Raw genomic sequence first — 20,773 nt, forward strand, 5'->3', positions numbered from 1 at the left:
GCCTCCGATGTGAGGCCTTTTTCATCTTTATGACGATTCTTTCTTTGGCTAACAGGTCGAGGTTGCTAGAATCGCCTATCCATCGCTCCGAGTGGAACGCTTAACGCAGTGATTTCAGGTTTCTCTATGCATTCATCGGCACATTATCGACAACTGTTGGCTCATCTGCCCCAGATCGCCGTCGCCGCAGATCAGTTTCAGGTGCTCAATAGCGCCAGGGACTTCAAGAGCCGGATCCTTTCGCTCATCGCCAGCGCGACACACCGCATCTATCTGGTGGCCCTCTACCTGCAGGATGACGAAGCGGGACGGGAGATACTGTCCGCCCTCTACGCCGCCAAGCAGCGCAACCCGGCTCTGGACATCAAGCTCTTCGTCGACTTCCACCGTGCCCAGCGCGGTCTGATCGGCAAGGGCGAGCAGGGGGGCAACCACCTGATGTATCAGGACATGGCTGCCCGTCACGAGCACCAGATCGCCATCTACGGCGTGCCGGTGAAGGGGCGCGAGCTGCTCGGTGTGTTGCACCTCAAGGGCTTTATCTTCGATGACACCCTGCTCTACTCGGGTGCCAGCCTCAACGACATCTACCTGCATCAGCAGGATCGCTACCGTTTCGACCGCTATCACCAGATCACCAGCCCGGAGCTGACCTGCTGCATGGTCAACTATGTGGACGATCTCTTCCTCAAGAGCGAAGCAGTGCAGCGACTCGATCGCACCGACATTCCCACTGCCAAGCAGCTGAAGGGGCCGATCCGCCGCTTCAAGCAAAGCCTGCGAGTGGGCCAGTACCGCTTCGAGAGCATACCGGTCAACAGCCAGGAGATCGCCATCACCCCGATGACAGGGCTTGGCAAGCGGGGCAATCAGCTCAACAAGATGATTCGAACCCTGGTGCGTGCCACCGAGCGGGAGATCTTCATCTGCACCCCCTATTTCAACCCGCCCAAGGAGTTGAACAAGGACATCGAAGCCCTGCTCAAACGCGGTTGCAAGGTGAGCATAGTGGTGGGCGACAAGACGGCCAACGACTTCTTCATCCCACCGGAGGAGAGGTTCACCACCATAGGCGGCCTGCCCTATCTGTACGAGACCAATCTGCGCAAGTTTGCCGAGCGCAACCAGCATCACATCGATGCAGGCCGTCTCAACCTGATGTTGTGGTGCTGCGAGCGCAACTCCTACCACCTCAAGGGGATCTTCGTGGATGACGAGTGGGCGCTGCTCACCGGCAGCAACCTCAACCCCCGTGCCTGGGCGCTGGATCTGGAGAACGGCCTGCTGGTGTACGATCGTCGCCATCACCTCCGCGCCCAGTTCAATGGGGAGCGGGAGAACATACTCTCCAACACCAAGCGGATCAGCCACTTCGATCAGATTGAGCAGATCAAGGACTACCCGGAACAGGTGCGCAAGCTGCTGGCCCGGATCCACAGGGTCAAGGCTCATATCCTGCTCAAACGCATCATCTGACGCCGGGGCGCATCCCGCCCGCAAGCCGCGACAAAAAAGGCCTCCCGTTTTTCGGCAGGCCTTTGTCACATATGGCCACTGCCTTTTTGCAGCCGCCCAACAGCCCTGCTCACTGCAACGCGGCTTGCATCGAGCCATCAACACCCCCTATCATCTGGACATATTTACAGTGTTTTCGGGCATCTAATTGATGAAATTGGATAAAATCTCCCTCGACAGCCTCAAGGGCGTCGGCAGCAAGATGCAGGAGAAACTCGAGCGACTGGGGCTGGCGACGGTACAGGATCTGCTGTTCCACCTCCCCCTGCGCTACGAGGACCGTACCCAGGTGTGGCCCATTGGCGATCTGCCACCCGGGCTGCACGGCGCCGTCGAGGGCGAAATCCAGGATACCCAGCTGGTGATGGGGCGTCGCCGCATGCTGGTCTGCCGCATCAGCGACGGCACCGGCACCCTCACCCTGCGCTTCTTCAACTTCACCGCCGCCCAGAAAAACAGCCTGGGCCAGGGCCGCTTGATCCGCTGCTTCGGCGAGGTGCGCCCCGGCAAATACGGGCTGGAGATGGCCCACCCCGAGTACAAGCTGCTCGGCGAAGAACAAGCCGGCCAGACTGAAGAGGCGCTCACCCCCGTCTACCCGACTACCGAAGGGCTGCGCCAGCTCACCCTGCGCAACCTCACCGATCAGGCGCTGGCTCAACTCGACCTCTACGGCGTGGAAGAGCTGCTGCCCGCCGGGCTCTATCCCCAGCAGATCGAACTGGCCGCCGCCCTGCGTCTGCTCCATCGCCCGCCCCCCTCGGTGGCGCTGGCGCTGCTCGAAAGCGGCCAGCACCCGGCGCAGCAGCGACTGGTGCTGGAAGAGCTGCTGGCCCACAACCTCTCGGTACTGAAAGTCCGCGCCCAGGCGCAAACCCAGCTGGCTCGAGTCCTCAAACCGGCGCCAGCGCTGGTCGAACAACTGCTCGGCGCCCTGCCATTCACGCCCACCGGTGCCCAGAACCGGGTGGTGGCGGAAATCGGCCAGGACCTGCAACGCAGCTACCCCATGATGCGGCTGGTACAGGGCGACGTGGGTTCAGGCAAGACGCTGGTCGCAGCATTGGCGGCGCTGCAAGCCATCGGCAACGGCTGCCAGGTGGGGCTGATGGCACCGACCGAGCTGCTGGCCGAGCAACACGCCATCAACTTCGGCAACTGGCTGGCACCGCTCGGCATCGGGGTCGGCTGGCTGGCAGGCAAGCAGAAGGGCAAGGCGCGAGAAGCTCAGCTCGCCGCCATTGCCGATGGCAGCGTCAAGATGGTGGTGGGCACCCACGCCATCTTCCAGGAGCAGGTGGTGTTCCAGCGCCTGGCCCTGGTCATCATCGATGAACAGCACAGATTCGGGGTGCACCAGCGCCTCGCCCTGCGCGAGAAAGGGGAGCGGGAGGGCGTCCATCCCCATCAGCTCATCATGACCGCCACCCCCATTCCCCGCACCCTGGCAATGACCGCCTATGCCGATCTCGACACCTCCATCATCGACGAGCTGCCACCTGGCCGCACCCCCATCACCACGGTCGCCCTGCCGGACAGCCGTCGCCAGGATGTGATAGATCGGGTCAAGCTGGCCTGTGAAGAGGGCAAGCAGGCATACTGGGTCTGTACCCTGATCGAAGAGTCCGAGGTGCTGGAGTGCCAGGCTGCCGAGGATACTGCCGCCGAGCTGCAAAACCAGCTGCCCGGCCTGCATATCGGGCTGGTACACGGCCGGATGCGCCCTATCGAGAAGCAGCGGGTAATGGAGGAGTTCAAGGCGGGCATACTGCAGTTGCTGGTCGCCACCACCGTCATCGAGGTGGGGGTGGACGTGCCCAACGCCAGCCTGATGATCATCGAAAACCCGGAGCGGCTCGGGCTGGCCCAGCTGCACCAGCTGCGTGGCCGGGTCGGTCGCGGCTCTGTGGCCTCCCACTGCGTGCTGCTTTATCATGCACCCTTGTCAAAGACGGCCCAGAGCCGGCTCGGGGTATTGCGGGAGACCAATGACGGCTTCCTGATCGCCCAGCGCGATCTCGAGCTGCGCGGCCCGGGGGAACTGCTCGGCACCCGCCAGACCGGGTTGGCCGATCTCAAGATCGCCGACCTGGTGCGCGACCAGTCGCTCATCCCGCAAGTGCAGAAGATGGCGCGCTTCCTGATGGACAGACACGGCTCTCACGTGGACCCCTTGATCCGCCGCTGGCTCGGTTTACGGGATCACTATTCCAATGCCTAACCAAGGCAAATGCAGAGGATGGGCACATTGCCTGATGGACAGACACAGATCCCACGTAGACCCCTTGATCCGCCGCTGGCTCGGTTTACGGGATCACTGTTCCAATGCCTGACCAAGGCAAATGCAGAAGATAGGCACATTGCCTGATGGACAGACACAGATCCCACGTAGACCCCTTGATCCGCCGCTGGCTGGGTCTGCGAGATCACTACTCCAACCCCTGACAACCATCCCAAAACAGGAGGAAAGCACCCATGAATTCCTGGCTACGCGGCCTGCTCTACCCCTTCGCCTTCCTGCTGCTGTTTGTCTGGGTCGCCCTCGGCCTGTTCGATGCAGAGCGGGCCAAGGACCCCATTGCCAGCTGGATCAGCCAGCAGACAGGTGTGCCCGTCACCATAGGGCGGCTGGTGTTCAACCCGCTCCACCCTTATACCCTGCTGGCCGAGCAGGTGGGCTATGGCGACGCCGTCACCCTCGACAAGCTCTATCTGGAGATAGAGAGCATCGACTGGCTGAGCCGGGATGTGCGCATCGCCCATCTCGACCTGATCCGCCCCGTCATCAGGCTGCCGCTGCCCAACCAGCTGCCGAACCTGCCGCTGCACTCCCTCACCATCCGCGACAGCACTATCGATCGACTCAGCCTGCAAAGTGACGAACTGACCCTGAGCGGCCTCAACGCCACCCTCAACGACTGGCAGTTACTCAATCCGGTGCGGCCACCCCAGGCCAACCTGAGCCTCAACATCAATGAGCTGACAACCCCCACCTTTGCCCTCTCCCGCCTCAATCTCAAGGGCAGGCTGGAAGGCCAGGTGCTGAGCACCGGCAAGCTGACCGCCAACCTGTTCGAGGGCCTGCTGGAAACCGGCATGACCCTGGACTGGCCCGCCCGCAGCCTGCGGCTGAGCAATCTGAAGGCGCAGGGCATGCGGATCGAGTGGGGAAAAGCGGGACACAAGGAGCTGCCGCTGCGCCACATCAGCCTGGACGTGGGACAGGTGCGTGATGTGAGCATCAGCGCCATCGAACAGGAGATCTCCCTCAACAACTTCAACGGCCAGCTCGCCGCCTTCAGCTGGCAGGCCGGCAGCACGCCGACCGGCTACTTCTCTGGCGCCCTCGGCGATCTCGGCCGCGGCCTGTTCCAGCTGGAAGACCTCAAGGGACGGGTCTCCTTCTCGCCCCAGCAGATCGACGCCGAGGTGCAGGGCAAGGCCTACGAAGGCGAATTCAATCTGGCGCTGGCACTGGATACCCAACAGCAGAAGCTGACCCTCAAAGACATAGCCCTGAGCGGCATGGACATCAGCCTGCCACAGGGGTGGTGGCAGGATTGGCAAAGTTGGCAGCCACCGCAGATCGACATCCGCAAGCTGGCATTCGACAAGCTCAAGGTGCTCTCGTTCGACGATGCCCTGCCGCTATCGCTGACCGGCTGGCAGTTCTATCTGACCGACCTCGGCCTGCGGGGCCAGCAGCCCGTGTCCCTGCTCGGCCGGGCCAGGATTGAGAGCCAGTGGTTCGAACTGGTGTGGGATGGCCTCAGTGCCCGCAACGGCACGCTGGATGGCGAACTGACCCCCAGCGCCTGGCGACTCAACAAGCTGACCAGCTCGCTGCCCGACGAAGGATCCCTCAGCCTGAGTGGCCAGTGGGGCAAGGAGCCGGGCCAGACCAGCCGGTTGCAGCTCAAGGGGGAGAAGCTGGATCTGGTGCAGTGGAGCAAACTGCTGCACTCCCCCATCTCCTTCGCCGGCAAGGCCGATCTGAGCGCCGACCTGCAAGCCCGGCACGGCAACACACCAGGTGAGTGGCGCAGCACCCTGCAGGGGAGCTTTGCCCTCGATGCCAGCGACCCCTTCTGGGACAAGGTGCAGATAGATCCCCTGCTGGAGGAGTGGTTCAAGGGCACCACCCCGCCCACCCTCACCCCGGCTCAGCTGTGGCAGGCCATGCAGGGGGGCGACACGCCCTTCTACCACATCAAACTGCAGGGCAAGGTGGCGCAGGGCAAGTTGCAAATAGAGCAGGCCGGCGCCTCCACCATCACTCACCTGCTCGCCCTGCAGGGGGGCATAGATCTGGTCAATGAACAGTGGCAGCTGGATTTCGGCACCCTGAATGGCCAGCGCTGCGCCGAGCTGCTGAGCCACTGGCGCGGCCCGCTCGATGCCCCTGAGCTGAGCTGGGAGTTCCCGGCCAAGCAGGCATCCTGTGGCTGGGAGGTAGGGGTGCGCTATCCGGCCCAGGGAAGCAACAGCCCGCTCTGGCGACCAGCACAGCCCGCCAACGCGCCAACGTCGGCCAGCGAGCCGTAAAATGAACAAGGCCTCATCATGAGGCCTTGTTGCAATCTTGCGAGAGAAAAAGCGTCAGGTCTGCTGACCGGGTCGTTTGATGGGCTGCACCACGTAGTGGCCGAGGAACTCGGCTGCCAGCTTGTCACCACTGAACAGCTTGATCTTGAGGCTGAATTTGGCCGACTCTCCCGCCCTGAGCGGCGCCAGCACGGCGGGCATTCCTTCACGGGCCACCCGTGCTTCCGGCTCCTCGTTGACCGGGCGGTAATACTTGATGTTGCCCTCCGCCAGCACAGTATCCCCCACCAGCCCCGCCTCCTTGAGCTGCAACCAGATGAGGCCCCAGCCCGCCAGCACACACTGGCTGTAGCTGCTGCCGGCAAACATGGTGTCGTGCACATTGAGGTTGGCCGCCAGATTGGCCTTGAGATGGAACGTCTGGCCATCGTAGTGGGTGATGTGTACCCCCATCTTCTCGCTGATGGGAATGCCCCGCGCCCAGCGGGTCGTGAGATCCTGACACCACTCGGGGCGGTACTGGATGGTCTGCAAGGGGCTGAGGGACTTGATCATCTGACGGTGCGGAATGCGGCCGAAAGAGACGGGCCCTTCCCCCACCTCGAGGAAACCGCACTTGCAATAAAACTCCACCGCCTCCTGGCGGGCGTTCATCACCAGCCGCTTCACCTTCTCGCTACGGGCCAGCTGTTCGAGATCTGCCACCATGCGAGCCCCCAGCCCCTGACCACGAAACTCGGGGCGCAGCGCCATAAAGCGGATCTGGGCCTCGTCGCCACCGACAAACAGCCGGCCGACGGCGATCGGTGTGCCGTCAGGCGCCAGCATCAGGCGGTGGATGGCGACAGTATCGTATTCATCCCGTTCGGAACCAACGGGCAGATTGAAGGGTTTACGCAGCAGTTCCCAGCGCAGCTGGTAGTAAGCGTCCAGCTCGGCTGCCGTTTGAGGAGTGACTACCCGGTACATAAAGCGATCCTTGAGTTAGCGCCGACGGACAGATTGAAGGGCTTGCGCACCAATGCCTCCCAGCGCAGCTGGTAGTAAGTGTCCCGCTCGGCTGCCGTCTGGGGAGTGACCACCCGGTACATAGTTCTATCCTTGAGTTACACTGGCCGAAAACCATCTTGCCGTGCAAATTCATGGACTTCAATCTGCAAGCGTACCAAGCCGACCACTTATTGCACCTGAGCGCCAAGCCGGAACGGCGCCTCTCCATTCTGGAAAATGCCCATCACCGCTGGCTGGAGATCGACGGCGTGGTGCAATCGGCCATGTCACTCGCCGCACCTGCCGCCCTCTGCCTGCCCCATCAGCAGTGCATCGCAGACCTGCTGCCCGCCACCGCAAGCCGGGTGCTGGAGCTGGGATTGGGTGGTGGCGATCTGACCCGCCATCTGGGGGCTCGCTGGCCGGAGGCACGGCACGACTGCGTGGATCTGGATGAAGAGGTGCTGACCCTGTTTCAGGCATTCTTCCGCCACCCGACGGAACCCGCTGACCGAGCGTTGCACCTGCACCACGCCGATGCCCTCGCCTTTCTGCTGGCCCACGACGACACCTATGACTTCGCGCTGCTCGACCTGTTCAGCCAGGATGGCAACCCCCTGCTGCTGTTCCAGCCTCACCTCTATCAGACCCTGGCCGCCCGTCTGCGCGGTCCCCTCATCATCAACCTGCTGCCACGCACCCACAAGGAACTGGAGCAGGCACTCATGTTGGTCGAGGAGTGGATTGGCCCCACCCAGGCACACCCCGTGCCCGGCTACATCAACGTGATCCTGCACACAGTTCCGCGCCACGTCGCCTAGACACGAGGCTCCCGGTGATGACGGCTGACGCCCCCTCTCAGACCTGTAACCAGAAGGTCACAGGGCCATCGTTGAGCAGCGCCACCTTCATGTCGGCGGCAAAACGACCGGTCTCGGTCGGCATGCCGCTGGCTTTTGCCTGCGCCACGAAGTAGTCATATAGCCGCTCGGCCTCGGCTGGATGGGCGCCGCCGGAGAAGCCGGGTCTCATGCCTTTTTTGGTATCCGCCGCCAGGGTGAACTGGGAGACCACCAGCAGGCTGCCGCCAGCCTGGCTCACATTGAGGTTCATCTTGCCATTCTCGTCACTGAAAACCCGGTAGCCGCTCACCTTGTGCAGCAGCTTGTCGGCACTGGCCTCATCATCCCCCTGCTCCACCCCGAGCAGCACCAGCAGACCATTGGCTATGGCGCCGGTGATGACCCCCTCCACTGTCACGCTGGCCTCGGAAACCCGCTGGATCAATGCAATCACATCCCTCTCCTCTCAAAACAGAACGACCGCCTCCGTCTTGCTAACGGGGGCGGTCGTCGATGCTATCAATAAAGCAGCGGGCAAAGCGATGGCTCAAGCCAGCTCTTCTGAGGCTGGCCGCTCATATTCACCGAGACAAGCGGTAGTTTCTGCGCCAAGCAAGACCACCAGCCAGCTGAGATAGACCCAAACAAACAGGATCGGAATGGTCGCGAGAGCGCCATAGATAGCCTGATAGGAGGGGAAGTTCGTGATGTAGATGGCAAATCCCCGCTTGGCCAACTCGAACAGGATTGCGGCCACCAAGGCACCGATGAAGGCGTGTATCAGCCGCACCTTGCAGTTGGGCACCACCGTATACACCAGCAGGAAGGTGAGCACAGAGAAGAGGAACGGCAACCATCCCAGCAGCAGGTAGCCGATACCAAACAGGCTCTCCGCCCCAAACAGCCGCAGCGAGAAAATGTAAGAGGAGATGGCGATGCTGGCACCTATGAGCACGGGGCCCAGCGTCAGTATCATCCAGTACATGGCAAACGCCTGTGCCAGCGGTCGGCCCTGGGTCGAACGCCAGATGTAGTTGAGATTCTTGTCGATGGCCAAGATCAGCATCAGCGCCACCACGATCAGGGCACCTATGCCGACGGCAGTGGTATTGGTGGCATTCGCCACGAAGCCATCTATGTACTCCTTGAGCATCTCACCCGCAGTGGGCACGAAGTTGTGATAGACGAACTGCTCTATCGCCTGCTTCAGGGTCTGGAACACGGGAAAAGCGGACATCATGCCGAACACCACGGCAATCATGGGCACCAGGGAGAGCAGAGTGACATAGGCCAGATAGCCAGCAGTCACTGTCAGCCTGTCCTGCTGGAAACGGCCCCAGACAAACTGGGCAAAGTGACCACCATCGTGGCGTAAAAAAGAGAGGGCATGACCGAGACGGCCACCGAATTTCTGCTGCATCGTGATTCCCAATGTCTTCATCATGCTGGCATTGTGTCAGATTGCATGGTCATTTGGCCACCCATGGGCCGGATAGATGCGATCTGTTCGGACATACTGACCAGCGATGCTCCGCCGGGCGACCATAAAAAAAGAGGCCATAAGGCCTCTCTCTGTCTGTCGATGAACAGATATCAAGCACGACCGGCGCGCTTGCGATCCATCTCGGTCAGCAGTTTCTTACGCACGCGAATAGCCTTGGGCGTGATCTCTACCAGCTCATCGTTGTCGATGAACTCGAGAGCCTGTTCCAGGGTCATGCGGATCGGCGGAGTCAGCACCTGGGCCTCATCGGTACCGGAGGCACGCATGTTGGTCAGCTGCTTGCCCTTCAGGCAGTTCACTGTCAGGTCGTTGGAACGGGAGTGAATACCGATCACCTGGCCTTCATACACTTCGGTCGCGTGACCGATGAACAGACGACCACGGTCTTGCAGACCGAACAGGGCGAAGGTCAGCGCCTTGCCGGTAGCATTGGAGATCAGCACGCCGTTCTGACGCTCGCCGATGCTGCCACCCTTGTGCGGACCGTAATGGTCGAAGGTGTGGTACAGCAGACCGGTACCGGACGTCATGGTCAGGAACTCGGTCTGGAAGCCGATCAGGCCACGACTCGGGATCATGAAGTCAAGACGGACACGGCCCTTGCCATCCGGGGTCATGTTGGTCATCTCGCCCTTACGCAGGCCGAGTTGCTCCATCACGGAACCCTGGTGAATCTCTTCCACGTCGACAGTCACGGTTTCGAACGGTTCGTGCAGAACGCCATCCACGGTGCGCAGGATAACTTCCGGACGGGATACTGCCAGCTCGTAACCTTCGCGACGCATGTTTTCGATCAGGATGGAGAGGTGCAGTTCACCACGACCGGATACGCGGAACTTGTCCGGATCTTCGGTCTCTTCCACACGCAGGGCCACGTTGTGGACCAGCTCCTGGTTCAGACGCTCCAGGATGTTGCGGGAAGTCACGAACTTGCCTTCTTTACCAGCGAACGGTGAGGTGTTGACCTGGAAGGTCATGTTCACGGTCGGCTCGTCAACGGAGAGCGGCGGCAGGGCTTCAACAGCACCGTTGTCACAGATGGTGTCGGAGATTTTCAGCTCGCCCAGACCTGTGATGGCGATGATGTCGCCCGCTTGCGCGTCAACAACTTCGGTACGGGACAGACCCAGGTAGCCAAGCACCTGACCGACCTTGCCAGTACGGGTTTTGCCATCGGCACCGACGACTGTGACTTGCTGGTTGGTCTTAACGCGACCACGGCTGATACGGCCGATACCGATAACACCGACGTAGGAGTTGTAGTCCAGCTGGGAGATTTGCATCTGGAAAGCACCGGCAGGGTCACCCTTCGGCTGCTCGACGTTGTCGACGATGGCCTGGAACAGGGGTTCCATGTTGTCGGATTCAACGCCTTGGTCCATGGTGGCCCAACCGTTCAGTGCTGAAGCGTAAACAACTTTGAAGTCCAGTTGCTCATCGGTCGCACCCAGGTTGTCAAACAGGTCAAATACCTGATCCATTACCCAGTCAGGACGAGCACCCGGACGGTCGATCTTGTTGATGACCACGATCGGCTTCAGACCCTGGGCGAAGGCTTTCTGGGTCACGAAACGAGTCTGCGGCATCGGGCCGTCAACGGCATCAACCAGCAGCAGCACCGAGTCGACCATGGACATGACACGCTCTACTTCACCACCGAAGTCAGCGTGACCCGGGGTATCAACGATGTTGATACGGTAGTCTTTCCAGCGGATCGCGGTGTTCTTGGCGAGAATGGTAATACCACGTTCCTTTTCCAGGTCGTTGGAATCCATCAGACGCTCTTGACCATCAGTGGTACGGTCCAAGGTTCCAGACTGCTGCAGCAGCTTATCAACCAGGGTAGTTTTGCCGTGGTCTACGTGCGCAATAATCGCAATATTGCGTAAATTCTCTAACATTCTCGCCTCAATCACCGGGTAAAATTGGGCGCTAATTGTACTCTCGCCTTTGTGATCTGCCTAGCAGAATTACAGTGCAATCTCGTATAACAGGGGTTCGGGATCATAGACCTTCCGCTCAAAGCCTGCTTAGATGGGGGCTGACCGTATACTGCGCACCACTTTAGTGCACCAAAACGATCCACTGTTGCACTATTTTGAGGCGTAACGCGCTGAGATGGCGGGTCTTGGGGCAGGCTTATAGTCGCAAATGCCCTGAAATCAAGCTGTCACAAACTTGGCACGATACTGGCTTATGTGAATGCGATGACGCATTCACCCTAAGAGTTTTAACACCGGAGGTTACTTAGCATGTCAGCCCAGAACGTTTTGGCCCTGATCCAGGAACACGAAGTCAAGTTTGTTGACCTGCGCTTTACCGACACCAAAGGTAAAGAGCAGCACGTATCCATCCCTTCCCACCAGGTCAACGAAGACTTCTTCGAAGACGGCAAGATGTTCGATGGCTCCTCCATCGGCGGCTGGAAGGGCATCAACGAGTCTGACATGGTGCTGATGCCGGATGCGGCCTCCGCCAAGCTGGATCCGTTCACCGAAGAGACCACCCTGAACATCGTCTGCGATGTGCTGGAACCGGCCACCATGCAAGGTTATGACCGCGATCCGCGCTCCATCTCCAAGCGTGCCGAAGATTTCCTGAAAGCCAGCGGCATCGCTGACACCGTGCTGTTCGGGCCGGAGCCGGAATTCTTCATGTTCGACAACATCACTTTCTCGAACACCATGGGCCACAGCTTCGTGAAAATCGAATCTGAAGAAGCCGCCTGGAACTCGGGTACCGAGTACGATCACGGCAACAAGGGCCACCGTCCGTTCGTGAAAGGCGGTTACTTCCCGGTTGCACCGGTTGACTCCTCCCAGGACATCCGCGCCGCCATGTGTCTGGTGCTGGAAGAGATGGGCCAGGTCGTTGAAGCTCACCACCACGAAGTGGCGACCGCCGGTCAGAACGAGATCGCAACCCGCTTCAACACCCTCACGCTGAAAGCAGATGAAGTTCAGGTTCTGAAGTACGTGATCCACAACGTGGCCCACGCCTACAACAAGACCGTCACCTTCATGCCGAAGCCCATGTTCGGTGACAACGGCTCCGGCATGCACTGCCACCAGTCCCTGGCCAAGAACGGCGTCAACCTGTTCGCCGGCGACCTGTACGGCGGTCTGTCCGAGATGGCACTGCACTACATCGGCGGTATCATCAAGCACGCCAAGGCCATCAACGCCTTCGCCAACCCGACGACCAACTCCTACAAGCGTCTGGTTCCGGGTTATGAAGCCCCTGTCATGCTGGCTTACTCAGCCCGCAACCGCTCTGCCTCCATCCGTATTCCGGTCGTGCCGAGCCCGAAAGCTCGTCGTATCGAAGTGCGTTTCCCGGATCCGGCAGCCAACCCGTACCTGGCGTTCGCAGCACAGCTGATGGCTGGTCTGGACGGCATCATCAACAAGATCCATCCGGGCGATGCCATGGACAAGAACTTGTATGACCTGCCGCCGGAAGAGGCCGCTGAAGTGCCGACCGTGGCCGGCTCTCTGGACGAAGCGCTGGCCGCACTGGACAGCGATCGCGAGTTCCTGACCCGCGGCGGCGTGTTCAGCGATGACTTCATCAACTCCTACCTGGAACTGAAACAACAGGATGTTGACCGCGTGCGCATGACACCGCATCCGCTGGAGTTCGAACTGTACTACTCCGTCTAAATCGGAACAGACTGCCCGTTTAAATCCGGTCAGCTTGCTTAATCGTGACAAAACCCGCCATCTGGCGGGTTTTTTCTCTGATAGGATTAAGCAAATTACCGTCAAGGAGAGATGGATGAACAACAAGCACGGCATAGGGATACTCACCCTCATGCTGCTAACCTCGTTCGGCGTTGATGCGACCAGGGTCTACTCCTGGGTCGATAGCAATGGCGTCACCCACTTCACGGATGCCCCTCCCCCCGGCCAGAAAGCCAAAGAAGTGGATCTGCGGGTTGCCCCTCTCATTGGCAGCTCGCCGCGCTCGGTGCAGGTGGAGAACTTCAACAGCCTGACCGGCGTCGATACCAAGAAGGAGAAGGAAGCTGTCAAGCTGGCGATCGAACTGCTCTCACCAGAACAGGGCAGCACGCTGCGCGACAACACGGGCAACGTGGTGTTCCAGGGGCAGATCAGCCCGAAAGCACCGGCCCAGTACGACGTGCGCTTGCTCCTGAATGGCAAGGCGGCGCCCGTAGTCAAAAATGGCTTGGCCGTGCGGGTCGAGAACCTGGATCGCGGTGCCCACCAGGCCCAACTCGAGTTGTTGGCCAAAGACGGTACGATCCTTGCTGAATCCAAGGTAGTCACCTTCTACCTGCACCGAGCCAGCCTCAATCCGGCACCAAAAGTGACCCCCCGCCCCAACAGGGGGTGATCCTGTGCATCGATACGGGTAGACTAAATGCACCATACTGGTGCATTACTGGTGTATAGCACCGTTTTAGGGAGAAACCTGTGCCAGCCCGCCCGGATCAAGCCAAGATACTGCTCGATAACTTGCTGACCGCCGTCATCCTGATGGATGAGCGGCTCTGCATCCAGTTCGTCAACCCGGCGGCCGAACAACTGCTCTCCCTCAGCCAGCGCCGGCTGATCGGGATCGAGCTGCCCTATCTGCTGGAACACATTTCCCTCGATTTGCAGCGCCTCAAGCAATGCCTCACCTCGGGGCAGGGCTTCACCGACAGCGAAGTGACCCTGGTGGTTGAAGGAGAACCCAGACTGGTGGAGATGAGCGTGAGCCCGCTCGCCGACCATGAACAACGGCTGATGGTGGTGGAGCTGCGCAAGATAGATCAACAGAAGAAGATCAGCCAGGAGCTGCAACAACATGCCCAGCAACAGGCCGCCAAGGAGCTGGTGCGCGGTCTGGCTCACGAGATCAAGAACCCGCTGGGCGGCCTGCGTGGCGCGGCTCAGCTGCTGCAAAAAGAGCTGCCGGATCCGGCCTTGCGTGAATACACCGGCATAATCATCGAACAGGCCGACCGGCTGCGGGTGCTGGTCGACCGACTGCTCGGCCCCCAGCGTCCCGGCCGCCACCAGATGCACAATGTCCATTCAGTGCTGGAGCAAGTGCGCCGTCTGGTGGAGCTCGAACTGCCACCCTCGGTACGTATCGAGCGGGATTACGACCCCAGCATTCCGGAATTCGAGATGGAGCCGGATCAGCTGCAGCAGGCCTTTCTCAACATAGTGCGCAACGCCGCCGAAGCGCTGGGCGATCAGACCGGCCTTATCCGCATCAAGACCCGCACCGCCTTCCAGATCACCATCCACGGCCAGCGCTACCGGCTGGCAGCGGAGATCAAGATCATCGACAACGGCCCCGGCATCCCCGATGCCATCCGCGATACCCTCTTTTACCCCATGATCACCGGCAAGGAGGGGGGCACCGGGCTCGGCCTCTCCATCGCCCAGAACCTGATCGATCAGCACAAGGGGCGAATCGACTGTATCAGCTGGCCGGGTCACACCGAATTCACCCTCTTTCTACCGCTTCGCAAATAAGGGAACGTCATGACAGCAAAAGTGTGGATCGTCGATGACGACAGTTCTATCCGCTGGGTGCTGGAACGCACCCTCGGCAGCGAAGGCTTCGAGTGCGAGAGCTTCGCCGACGGCGAGGCCCTGCTGAGCTCGCTCGAGATGCGCTCGCCGGATGTGATCATCTCCGATATCCGCATGCCAGGCATAGACGGCCTCAGCCTGCTGGAGCAGATCCACCGCCGCCAGGCCGATCTGCCCATCATCATCATGACCGCCCACTCGGATCTGGACAGCGCGGTCAACGCCTACCAGCGCGGCGCCTTCGAGTACCTGCCCAAACCGTTCGACATAGACGAGGCAGTGACCCTGGTGCGCCGCGCCGAGAATCACCTGAAAGAGCAGCGTACCAAGCGCAAGACGCGCCCGCAGGAGACGACCACCACCCCTGAAATCATCGGCGTGGCACCGGCGATGCAGGAGGTGTTCCGCGCCATAGGCCGGCTGTCGCGCTCCAGCATCTCTGTGCTGATCAACGGCCAGAGCGGCACCGGCAAGGAGCTGGTCGCCCACGCGCTGCACAAGCACAGCCCGCGTGCCCACAAACACTTCATCGCCCTCAATATGGCGGCTATCCCGAAAGATCTCATCGAATCCGAGCTGTTTGGTCATGAGAAAGGGGCTTTCACCGGCGCCAACAACATCCGTCACGGCCGCTTCGAGCAGGCTGACGGCGGCACCCTGTTTCTCGACGAGATAGGCGATATGCCGCTGGATGTGCAGACCCGCTTGTTACGGGTGCTGGCCGATGGCCAATTCTACCGGGTCGGTGGCCATCAACCGGTGCAGGTGGACGTGCGGATCATCGCCGCCACCCACCAGAATCTGGAGAAGCGGGTCGCCGATGGCGAATTCCGGGAGGATCTGTTCCACCGCCTCAACGTCATTCGCATCCACATTCCGGCCCTCAAGGATCGCCGCGAGGACATACCCCAACTGGCCCAGCACTTTTTACTGCAGGCGGCCAAGGAGCTGAGCGTGGAGAGCAAGAGCCTGCACCCGGATACCCAGGCCTACATCAGCCGTCTCACCTGGCCGGGCAACGTACGCCAGCTGGAGAACGTTTGCCGCTGGCTGACCGTGATGGCCTCGGGTCAGGAGGTGCTGGTAGGGGATCTACCCGCCGAACTGCTGACCCCCATCACCAGCACGGCCGAACCGGGCCAGCCAGCCCTGTCCGGCGGCTGGCAGCAGCAGTTGCAGGATTGGGTCGCCAGCAAACTGGCACTGGGGGAGACCGACATCCTGGCCGACGCCCTGCCCCAGTTCGAGCGGATCATGCTGGAGACGGCGCTGGATCACACCCATGGCCACAAACAGGAAGCCGCCCGCCTGCTCGGCTGGGGTCGCAACACCCTGACCCGCAAGCTGAAGGAGCTCGACCTCTCCTGAATCCTCTGGAAAAACGATTCCCATCACGCCTTGGCACATCACTGACCAATAAGACCCCGTTTGATTTCAAACGGGGTATCTTTTTTGAGAGCCCTGCCTAGAATGACAGGCTTTCAAACCCGACTCGAAGAAGGCGCCACCATGATTGACAGATCTCTCCCCCTGACCGACCTGCACCGTCATCTGGACGGCAACATTCGTCCGCAGACCATCCTCGAGCTGGGACGTCAGCACAATCTCCCGCTGCCCGCCAATGAACTGGAGGCGCTGCGTCCTCACGTGCAAATTGTCGAGAACGAGCCGAGTCTGGTCGCCTTCCTGAAGAAGCTGGACTGGGGAGTGGCCGTGCTGGCAGATTACGATGCATGCCGCCGGGTCGCCTACGAGAACGTGGAAGACCTGCTGCGCGCCGGCATCGACTATGCCGAGCTGCGCTTCAGCCCGGCCTACATGGCGATGGCACACAAGCTGCACCCACAAGGTGTGGTGGAAGCCATCATAGACGGCGTGGCTGCCGGCAGCCGCGACTTCGGCATCAAGACCAACCTCATCGGCATCATGAGCCGCACCTTCGGCACCGAACAGTGCCGCAAGGAGCTGGACGCCTGCCTGGCCTATCGCGACAAACTGGTCGCCGTCGATCTGGCCGGCGACGAACTGGGCTTCCCGGGCGAGCTGTTCACCGAGCATTTTCGCAAGGTCCGTGATGCGGGCATGCGCGTCACAGTGCACGCAGGCGAAGCGGCGGGCCCCGAAAGCATGTGGCAAGCCATTCACGAGCTGGGCGCCGAGCGTATCGGTCACGGCGTCAAGGCGATTGCGGATCCGGCCCTGATGGCCTACCTGGCGGAGCACCGCATCGGCATCGAATCCTGCCTCACCTCCAATATCCAGACCACCACGGTCGCCAGCCTGACCGAACACCCGATCCGCCAGTTCCTGGCAGCCGGTGTGCTGGCCTGCCTCAACACCGACGATCCGGCGGTCGAAGGCATAGACCTGCCCCACGAATATGAAATGGCTGCCCCGGCCGCTGGCATGACGGCCAGCGAGATCCGCACCGCCCAGCAAAACGGCCTGACCCTCGCCTTCCTGAGCGATGGCGAGAAAGCCGAGCTGAGCGCCCGCGCCGCCAGTCGCTAAACCTTGAACCGTTTGCTTACCCCATAAAAAAACCGCCTGAAACGGCGGTTTTTTTATCTTCAGTGCAGGGCTGCCGGTTCAGATCACGCGGGAGAACTGCTGCTGGCGCGCCTTGTTGCGCAGGTAGACATCGAAACACATGCAGATGTTGCGAATGAGCAGCTGACCGGTGGAGACCACTTCCAGCCCATCGTCGGTCATGCGTACCAGACCGTCGTCGATAAAGGTCTGCAACAGCTTGAGATCGTCGGCGAAGTACTCCTTGAAGACCAAACCATGGGCCTGCTCGACGGCGGCGGAGTTCAAGCGAAAGTCACAGATGAGGCGCTTGATCACCTCGCGGCGGATCAGATCATCCTGATTGAGGGAGCACCCCTTCCACTGGGCATGACCCAGCGTTTCTACCTGAGCATAATAGGCCTTGAGTTCTTTCTGGTTCTGGGAATAGGCATCGCCGATCATGCTGATGGAGGAGACCCCCAGCCCCAGCAGATCACAATCCCCCTGGGTGGTGTAGCCCTGGAAGTTGCGGTGCAACTTGCCTTCCCGCTGCGCCACCGCCAGCTCGTCATCAGGCTTGGCGAAGTGATCCATGCCAATGAACTGGTAACCCTGACCGGTGAGGAAGCCGATGGTGTCCTGCAGCATGGCCAGCTTCTCCCGGGGGGCTGGCATGTCTTCCTCTTTCAGCTTGTGCTGGGCGGCGAAACGGCTCGGCAGATGGGCATAGTTGAAGATGGAAAGGCGGGCCGGATCCGTCTTGAGTACTTCTTCCAGGGTGTGGTGGAAGCTATCGCGATTCTGGTGCGGCAGGCCGTAGATGAGGTCCAGGTTGGTCGAGCGAAAGCCCAGTTCGCGAGCACGCTCCAGCATCGCGCGGATGAAGTCGTTATCCTGCTCGCGATTGACCGCGACCTGCACCGCCTTGTTGAAGTCCTGCACGCCGAGGCTGATGCGGTTAAACCCCACTTCGCGCAGCACATCCAGCATAGTGAGTTCGATCTCGCGCGGGTCCACTTCGATGCTTATCTCGCCTTCATCCGCGAACTGGAAGTGCTCACGCAACATGGCCATCAAACGGCGAGTCTGGGCTTCGTTCAGATAGGTGGGCGTGCCACCACCCCAGTGCAACTGGGTCACCAGCCGGTGTTTGAACAGGGGGGACTGCGCTTTGATCTCCTGCTCGAGATAGTCGAGGTACTGATCGGCCTTGTGCTGATGACGGGTGATCACCTTGTTGCAGCCGCAGTAATAGCAGAGCTTGTGACAGAAGGGGATGTGCACGTAGAGGGACAGGTTGCGCGCCGGATACTGGCCTGCGGCGTGGACGAAGTCCGGATAGCCGAAGCGCTCGTTGAACTCCAGCGCAGTGGGATAGGAGGTGTAGCGCGGGCCGCTGTAGTTATATTTTTCGATCAGGGCCTGATCCCACACAATCTGTTCTGCTTGCACGCTTGCTTCCTCTTTTTTGTTATCGGCTCACCGGCTTAACTGAAAATCCTTCAGTTGGGCCACATCCTTGAGGATCTGCGCCTCCAGCTCGGCCTCATAGCCACTGCGTTCGAGATCCATCTTCATCACTTCATTACGCTTGAGGGCACGTCTCGCCTCATGAGTCGGCATCTCTTTCACCTTCTCATAGAGAGCGTACAAACCCGGAAATTCGCTGGCAAAGGCGCGGCCGCCCTTGATCTGCAAAGCATCCAGCAAATTGGTCAGCCGGATGGCGCCTTCGGAATAGTCGCACTGACCGTCCCGCACCGCATGGGCAATCACTCGCACGCTGTCGAGAATGCGCTCATTGCGGGCCGCAATGGCCTGCCGTTGCATATCACGCTGGCGCTTGAGTCGGGCCAGCAGGGTACCGGCATACACGGCCAGCCCCAGCAAAATCAGGCCGCCCAACAGGGCGGCCAGCATCCATCCACTCATCACTTTTTCTTCGGCTCAGGCTTGGGCTCAGGCTGATAGTCAACCTGGGTGAAGCGATCCCACAGCTCCTCTTCGGAGGCTGGCTGGCTCGGCTCGTCATAGCTGGCATCGTCGAAGGAGCCATCGTCGTCTTCGTCATCATCGTTGTCTATGATGCCAAGCTCATCCATCAGCTCCTGATAGCGATCGACACGCTGGTCAACCCAGGTCTGCTCGGCCGCTTCCAGGGTCTCGCCGGCATCGAGACGATCCAGCAGATCGTTCAGGCGATCATCATTCTCGATGGCGGCCAGCTCCTGCTCAGGCGTCATCACCAGCTTCTTCTCTTTCAACGGCTTGGGCGCAACCGGCTTGCCGCTCTTCTCTTCCACTATCAGGGCGACCGGCTTGCGGGAGCCGATACGCGGATCCTTGGCCTGCTTGCCATTTTTGTTGCTGGCCTGTTCTGCCTGCTGGCGGGAGCCCGCCTTCAAGCCCTTACGCTTGGCGGCGCGTTTGCGCTCACGGCCTTCCAGGGCACTGGCATCTGATTCTTTGCGCTTACCGGTAGGCTTGCGATTGGGTTGTTTAGCCGACATGAATGACTGACTCCGACAAATAACTGGATTGAAGCCGCTCCCGGGATGAAACCATCCGGGGAGGATACTGACACGGGGGACAGTGGAGCAGAAACAAGAGCGGGATCCTGCACCAACCCGACCATTTCTGGCGTCTGAACACCGCAGGATCGGCATCCTCTGGGCATGTTGCTGGTATTTTGACACAGAATGGCTAATCGGGTTAATGACCCAAAAGAAAAAAGGCAGCCGAAGCTGCCTCGATATGTTTATGCGAGTCCCATCCCTGGCTGCAAATCACCCTGTCCGTGGCGATACCTCTGCGCATCATATCTTTGTATATGGTCGTCCTGACCTTAATGGTCGTTCCTGAATGTGCGTGTGCTTGCTTAACCCATGGAGATGGCCTCCGGCCGTCATTCTGGGGTGGTTGCATCCCGCAGCCCCGCTCTTCCTGAGCAGTCACCATCCTGGTATTTCAATCCCTTGCCTGTCACTTGCCTGTTCCTGTGGCATCCCGCCGTATCGACATCCTGTCTTCACAACATCCCGGTCGTGAATCGCCCCGTGGGTCACTCCATGCATCCACTGTATCAACTTAATAAAATGACTCAATCCACCGAGAACGTTTTCAAACGGAGATAAATCGCTTGTTGTCATTTAACATATTGAAATTAATGAATTACTCAACATTATTGAAAAATGTTTAAGCCTTGGCCAGACCAATGAATGGGGGATCTCTTACAACAATGCGAGAAATAATTGGCCAAATGGAGTTAAAGGCCAAAAAGAAACGAGGAGCCGGTAGCTCCTCGTTAATAT

General features: G+C 60.1%; 16 protein-coding genes and 1 pseudogene. 9 read left to right on the forward strand and 8 right to left on the reverse strand.

The genetic code is table 11. The annotated features are described in order from the left end of the window. Positions 1–126: 126 nt before the first annotated feature. From pssA to GWQ22_RS02860, 3 genes are all read left to right on the forward strand, one after another. Positions 127–1,476 carry a CDP-diacylglycerol--serine O-phosphatidyltransferase gene (gene pssA, locus GWQ22_RS02850; protein WP_275929395.1) on the forward strand — a complete coding sequence of 450 codons (1,350 nt, stop codon included), beginning with the start codon at positions 127–129 and terminating at the stop codon, positions 1,474–1,476. Positions 1,477–1,666: 190 nt separating this feature from the next. Next, positions 1,667–3,736, forward strand: coding sequence for an ATP-dependent DNA helicase RecG (recG, locus tag GWQ22_RS02855; protein ID WP_042033900.1), 2,070 nt, complete (start codon positions 1,667–1,669; stop codon positions 3,734–3,736). Positions 3,737–3,990: 254 nt separating this feature from the next. Beyond that, a complete protein-coding gene (locus tag GWQ22_RS02860; protein ID WP_275929396.1) occupies positions 3,991–6,060 on the forward strand; it encodes an AsmA-like C-terminal region-containing protein in 2,070 nt (689 codons plus the stop codon). Between the two features lie 54 nt (positions 6,061–6,114). Here GWQ22_RS02860 and GWQ22_RS02865 read toward each other — a convergent pair whose 3' ends face one another. After that, positions 6,115–7,029, reverse strand: coding sequence for a bifunctional GNAT family N-acetyltransferase/hotdog fold thioesterase (locus GWQ22_RS02865; protein WP_275929397.1), 915 nt, complete (start codon positions 7,027–7,029; stop codon positions 6,115–6,117). A 17-nt stretch (positions 7,030–7,046) separates the two neighbouring features. Further along, a pseudogene (locus tag GWQ22_RS21845) lies at positions 7,047–7,151 on the reverse strand (GNAT family N-acetyltransferase); the annotation flags it as partial. Between the two features lie 51 nt (positions 7,152–7,202). Here GWQ22_RS21845 and GWQ22_RS02870 point away from each other — a divergent pair. Continuing rightward, the gene (locus GWQ22_RS02870) at positions 7,203–7,871 is read left to right on the forward strand and encodes an SAM-dependent methyltransferase (RefSeq protein ID WP_042033989.1); all 669 of its coding nucleotides are present in this window, start codon (positions 7,203–7,205) and stop codon (positions 7,869–7,871) included. Positions 7,872–7,908: 37 nt separating this feature from the next. Here GWQ22_RS02870 and dtd read toward each other — a convergent pair whose 3' ends face one another. The 3 genes from dtd to typA all read right to left on the reverse strand — a co-directional run bounded on the left by dtd (position 7,909) and on the right by typA (position 11,297). Continuing rightward, positions 7,909–8,346 (reverse strand): D-aminoacyl-tRNA deacylase, encoded by a 438-nt coding sequence (gene dtd, locus GWQ22_RS02875; protein WP_042033906.1) that lies wholly within the window; start codon positions 8,344–8,346, stop codon positions 7,909–7,911. Positions 8,347–8,439: 93 nt separating this feature from the next. Continuing rightward, positions 8,440–9,312, reverse strand: coding sequence for a virulence factor BrkB family protein (locus GWQ22_RS02880; RefSeq protein WP_275929398.1), 873 nt, complete (start codon positions 9,310–9,312; stop codon positions 8,440–8,442). Positions 9,313–9,485: 173 nt separating this feature from the next. After that, positions 9,486–11,297 carry a translational GTPase TypA gene (gene typA / locus GWQ22_RS02885; RefSeq protein WP_108535472.1) on the reverse strand — a complete coding sequence of 604 codons (1,812 nt, stop codon included), beginning with the start codon at positions 11,295–11,297 and terminating at the stop codon, positions 9,486–9,488. 351 nt (positions 11,298–11,648) lie between these two features. On the opposite strand from typA, the gene glnA reads away from it, so the two are divergent. The 5 genes from glnA to add all read left to right on the forward strand — a co-directional run bounded on the left by glnA (position 11,649) and on the right by add (position 17,462). Further along, positions 11,649–13,058, forward strand: coding sequence for a glutamate--ammonia ligase (gene glnA, locus GWQ22_RS02890; RefSeq protein WP_042033910.1), 1,410 nt, complete (start codon positions 11,649–11,651; stop codon positions 13,056–13,058). A gap of 115 nt (positions 13,059–13,173) precedes the next feature. Then, complete coding sequence (locus GWQ22_RS02895) at positions 13,174–13,755, forward strand: DUF4124 domain-containing protein (protein WP_275929399.1); 582 nt, start codon at positions 13,174–13,176, stop codon at positions 13,753–13,755. An 80-nt stretch (positions 13,756–13,835) separates the two neighbouring features. After that, positions 13,836–14,891, forward strand: coding sequence for a nitrogen regulation protein NR(II) (gene glnL, locus GWQ22_RS02900; protein WP_212514022.1), 1,056 nt, complete (start codon positions 13,836–13,838; stop codon positions 14,889–14,891). Positions 14,892–14,900: 9 nt separating this feature from the next. Then, positions 14,901–16,319, forward strand: a complete 1,419-nt coding sequence (glnG, locus tag GWQ22_RS02905) for a nitrogen regulation protein NR(I) (RefSeq protein WP_275929400.1) — start codon at positions 14,901–14,903, stop codon at positions 16,317–16,319. A gap of 141 nt (positions 16,320–16,460) precedes the next feature. Next, complete coding sequence (gene add / locus GWQ22_RS02910) at positions 16,461–17,462, forward strand: adenosine deaminase (protein WP_275929401.1); 1,002 nt, start codon at positions 16,461–16,463, stop codon at positions 17,460–17,462. A 78-nt stretch (positions 17,463–17,540) separates the two neighbouring features. On the opposite strand, the gene hemN is transcribed toward add, so the two are convergent. From hemN to yihI, 3 genes are read right to left on the reverse strand one after another with little or no spacing between them, the layout of a single operon-like run. Next, the gene (gene hemN / locus GWQ22_RS02915; protein WP_275929402.1) at positions 17,541–18,914 is read right to left on the reverse strand and encodes an oxygen-independent coproporphyrinogen III oxidase; all 1,374 of its coding nucleotides are present in this window, start codon (positions 18,912–18,914) and stop codon (positions 17,541–17,543) included. A 27-nt stretch (positions 18,915–18,941) separates the two neighbouring features. Further along, positions 18,942–19,382, reverse strand: coding sequence for a DUF2489 domain-containing protein (locus GWQ22_RS02920; protein ID WP_108535466.1), 441 nt, complete (start codon positions 19,380–19,382; stop codon positions 18,942–18,944). 11 nt (positions 19,383–19,393) lie between these two features. Further along, positions 19,394–19,972: a Der GTPase-activating protein YihI gene (gene yihI / locus GWQ22_RS02925; RefSeq protein ID WP_275929403.1), complete on the reverse strand. Its 579-nt coding sequence runs from the start codon at positions 19,970–19,972 to the stop codon at positions 19,394–19,396. Between the last annotated feature and the right edge of the window lie 801 nt (positions 19,973–20,773).

Source organism: Aeromonas sp. 1HA1 (assembly GCF_029237385.1).
In the GTDB taxonomy this organism is placed as follows: Bacteria; Pseudomonadota; Gammaproteobacteria; order Enterobacterales; family Aeromonadaceae; genus Aeromonas; species Aeromonas popoffii.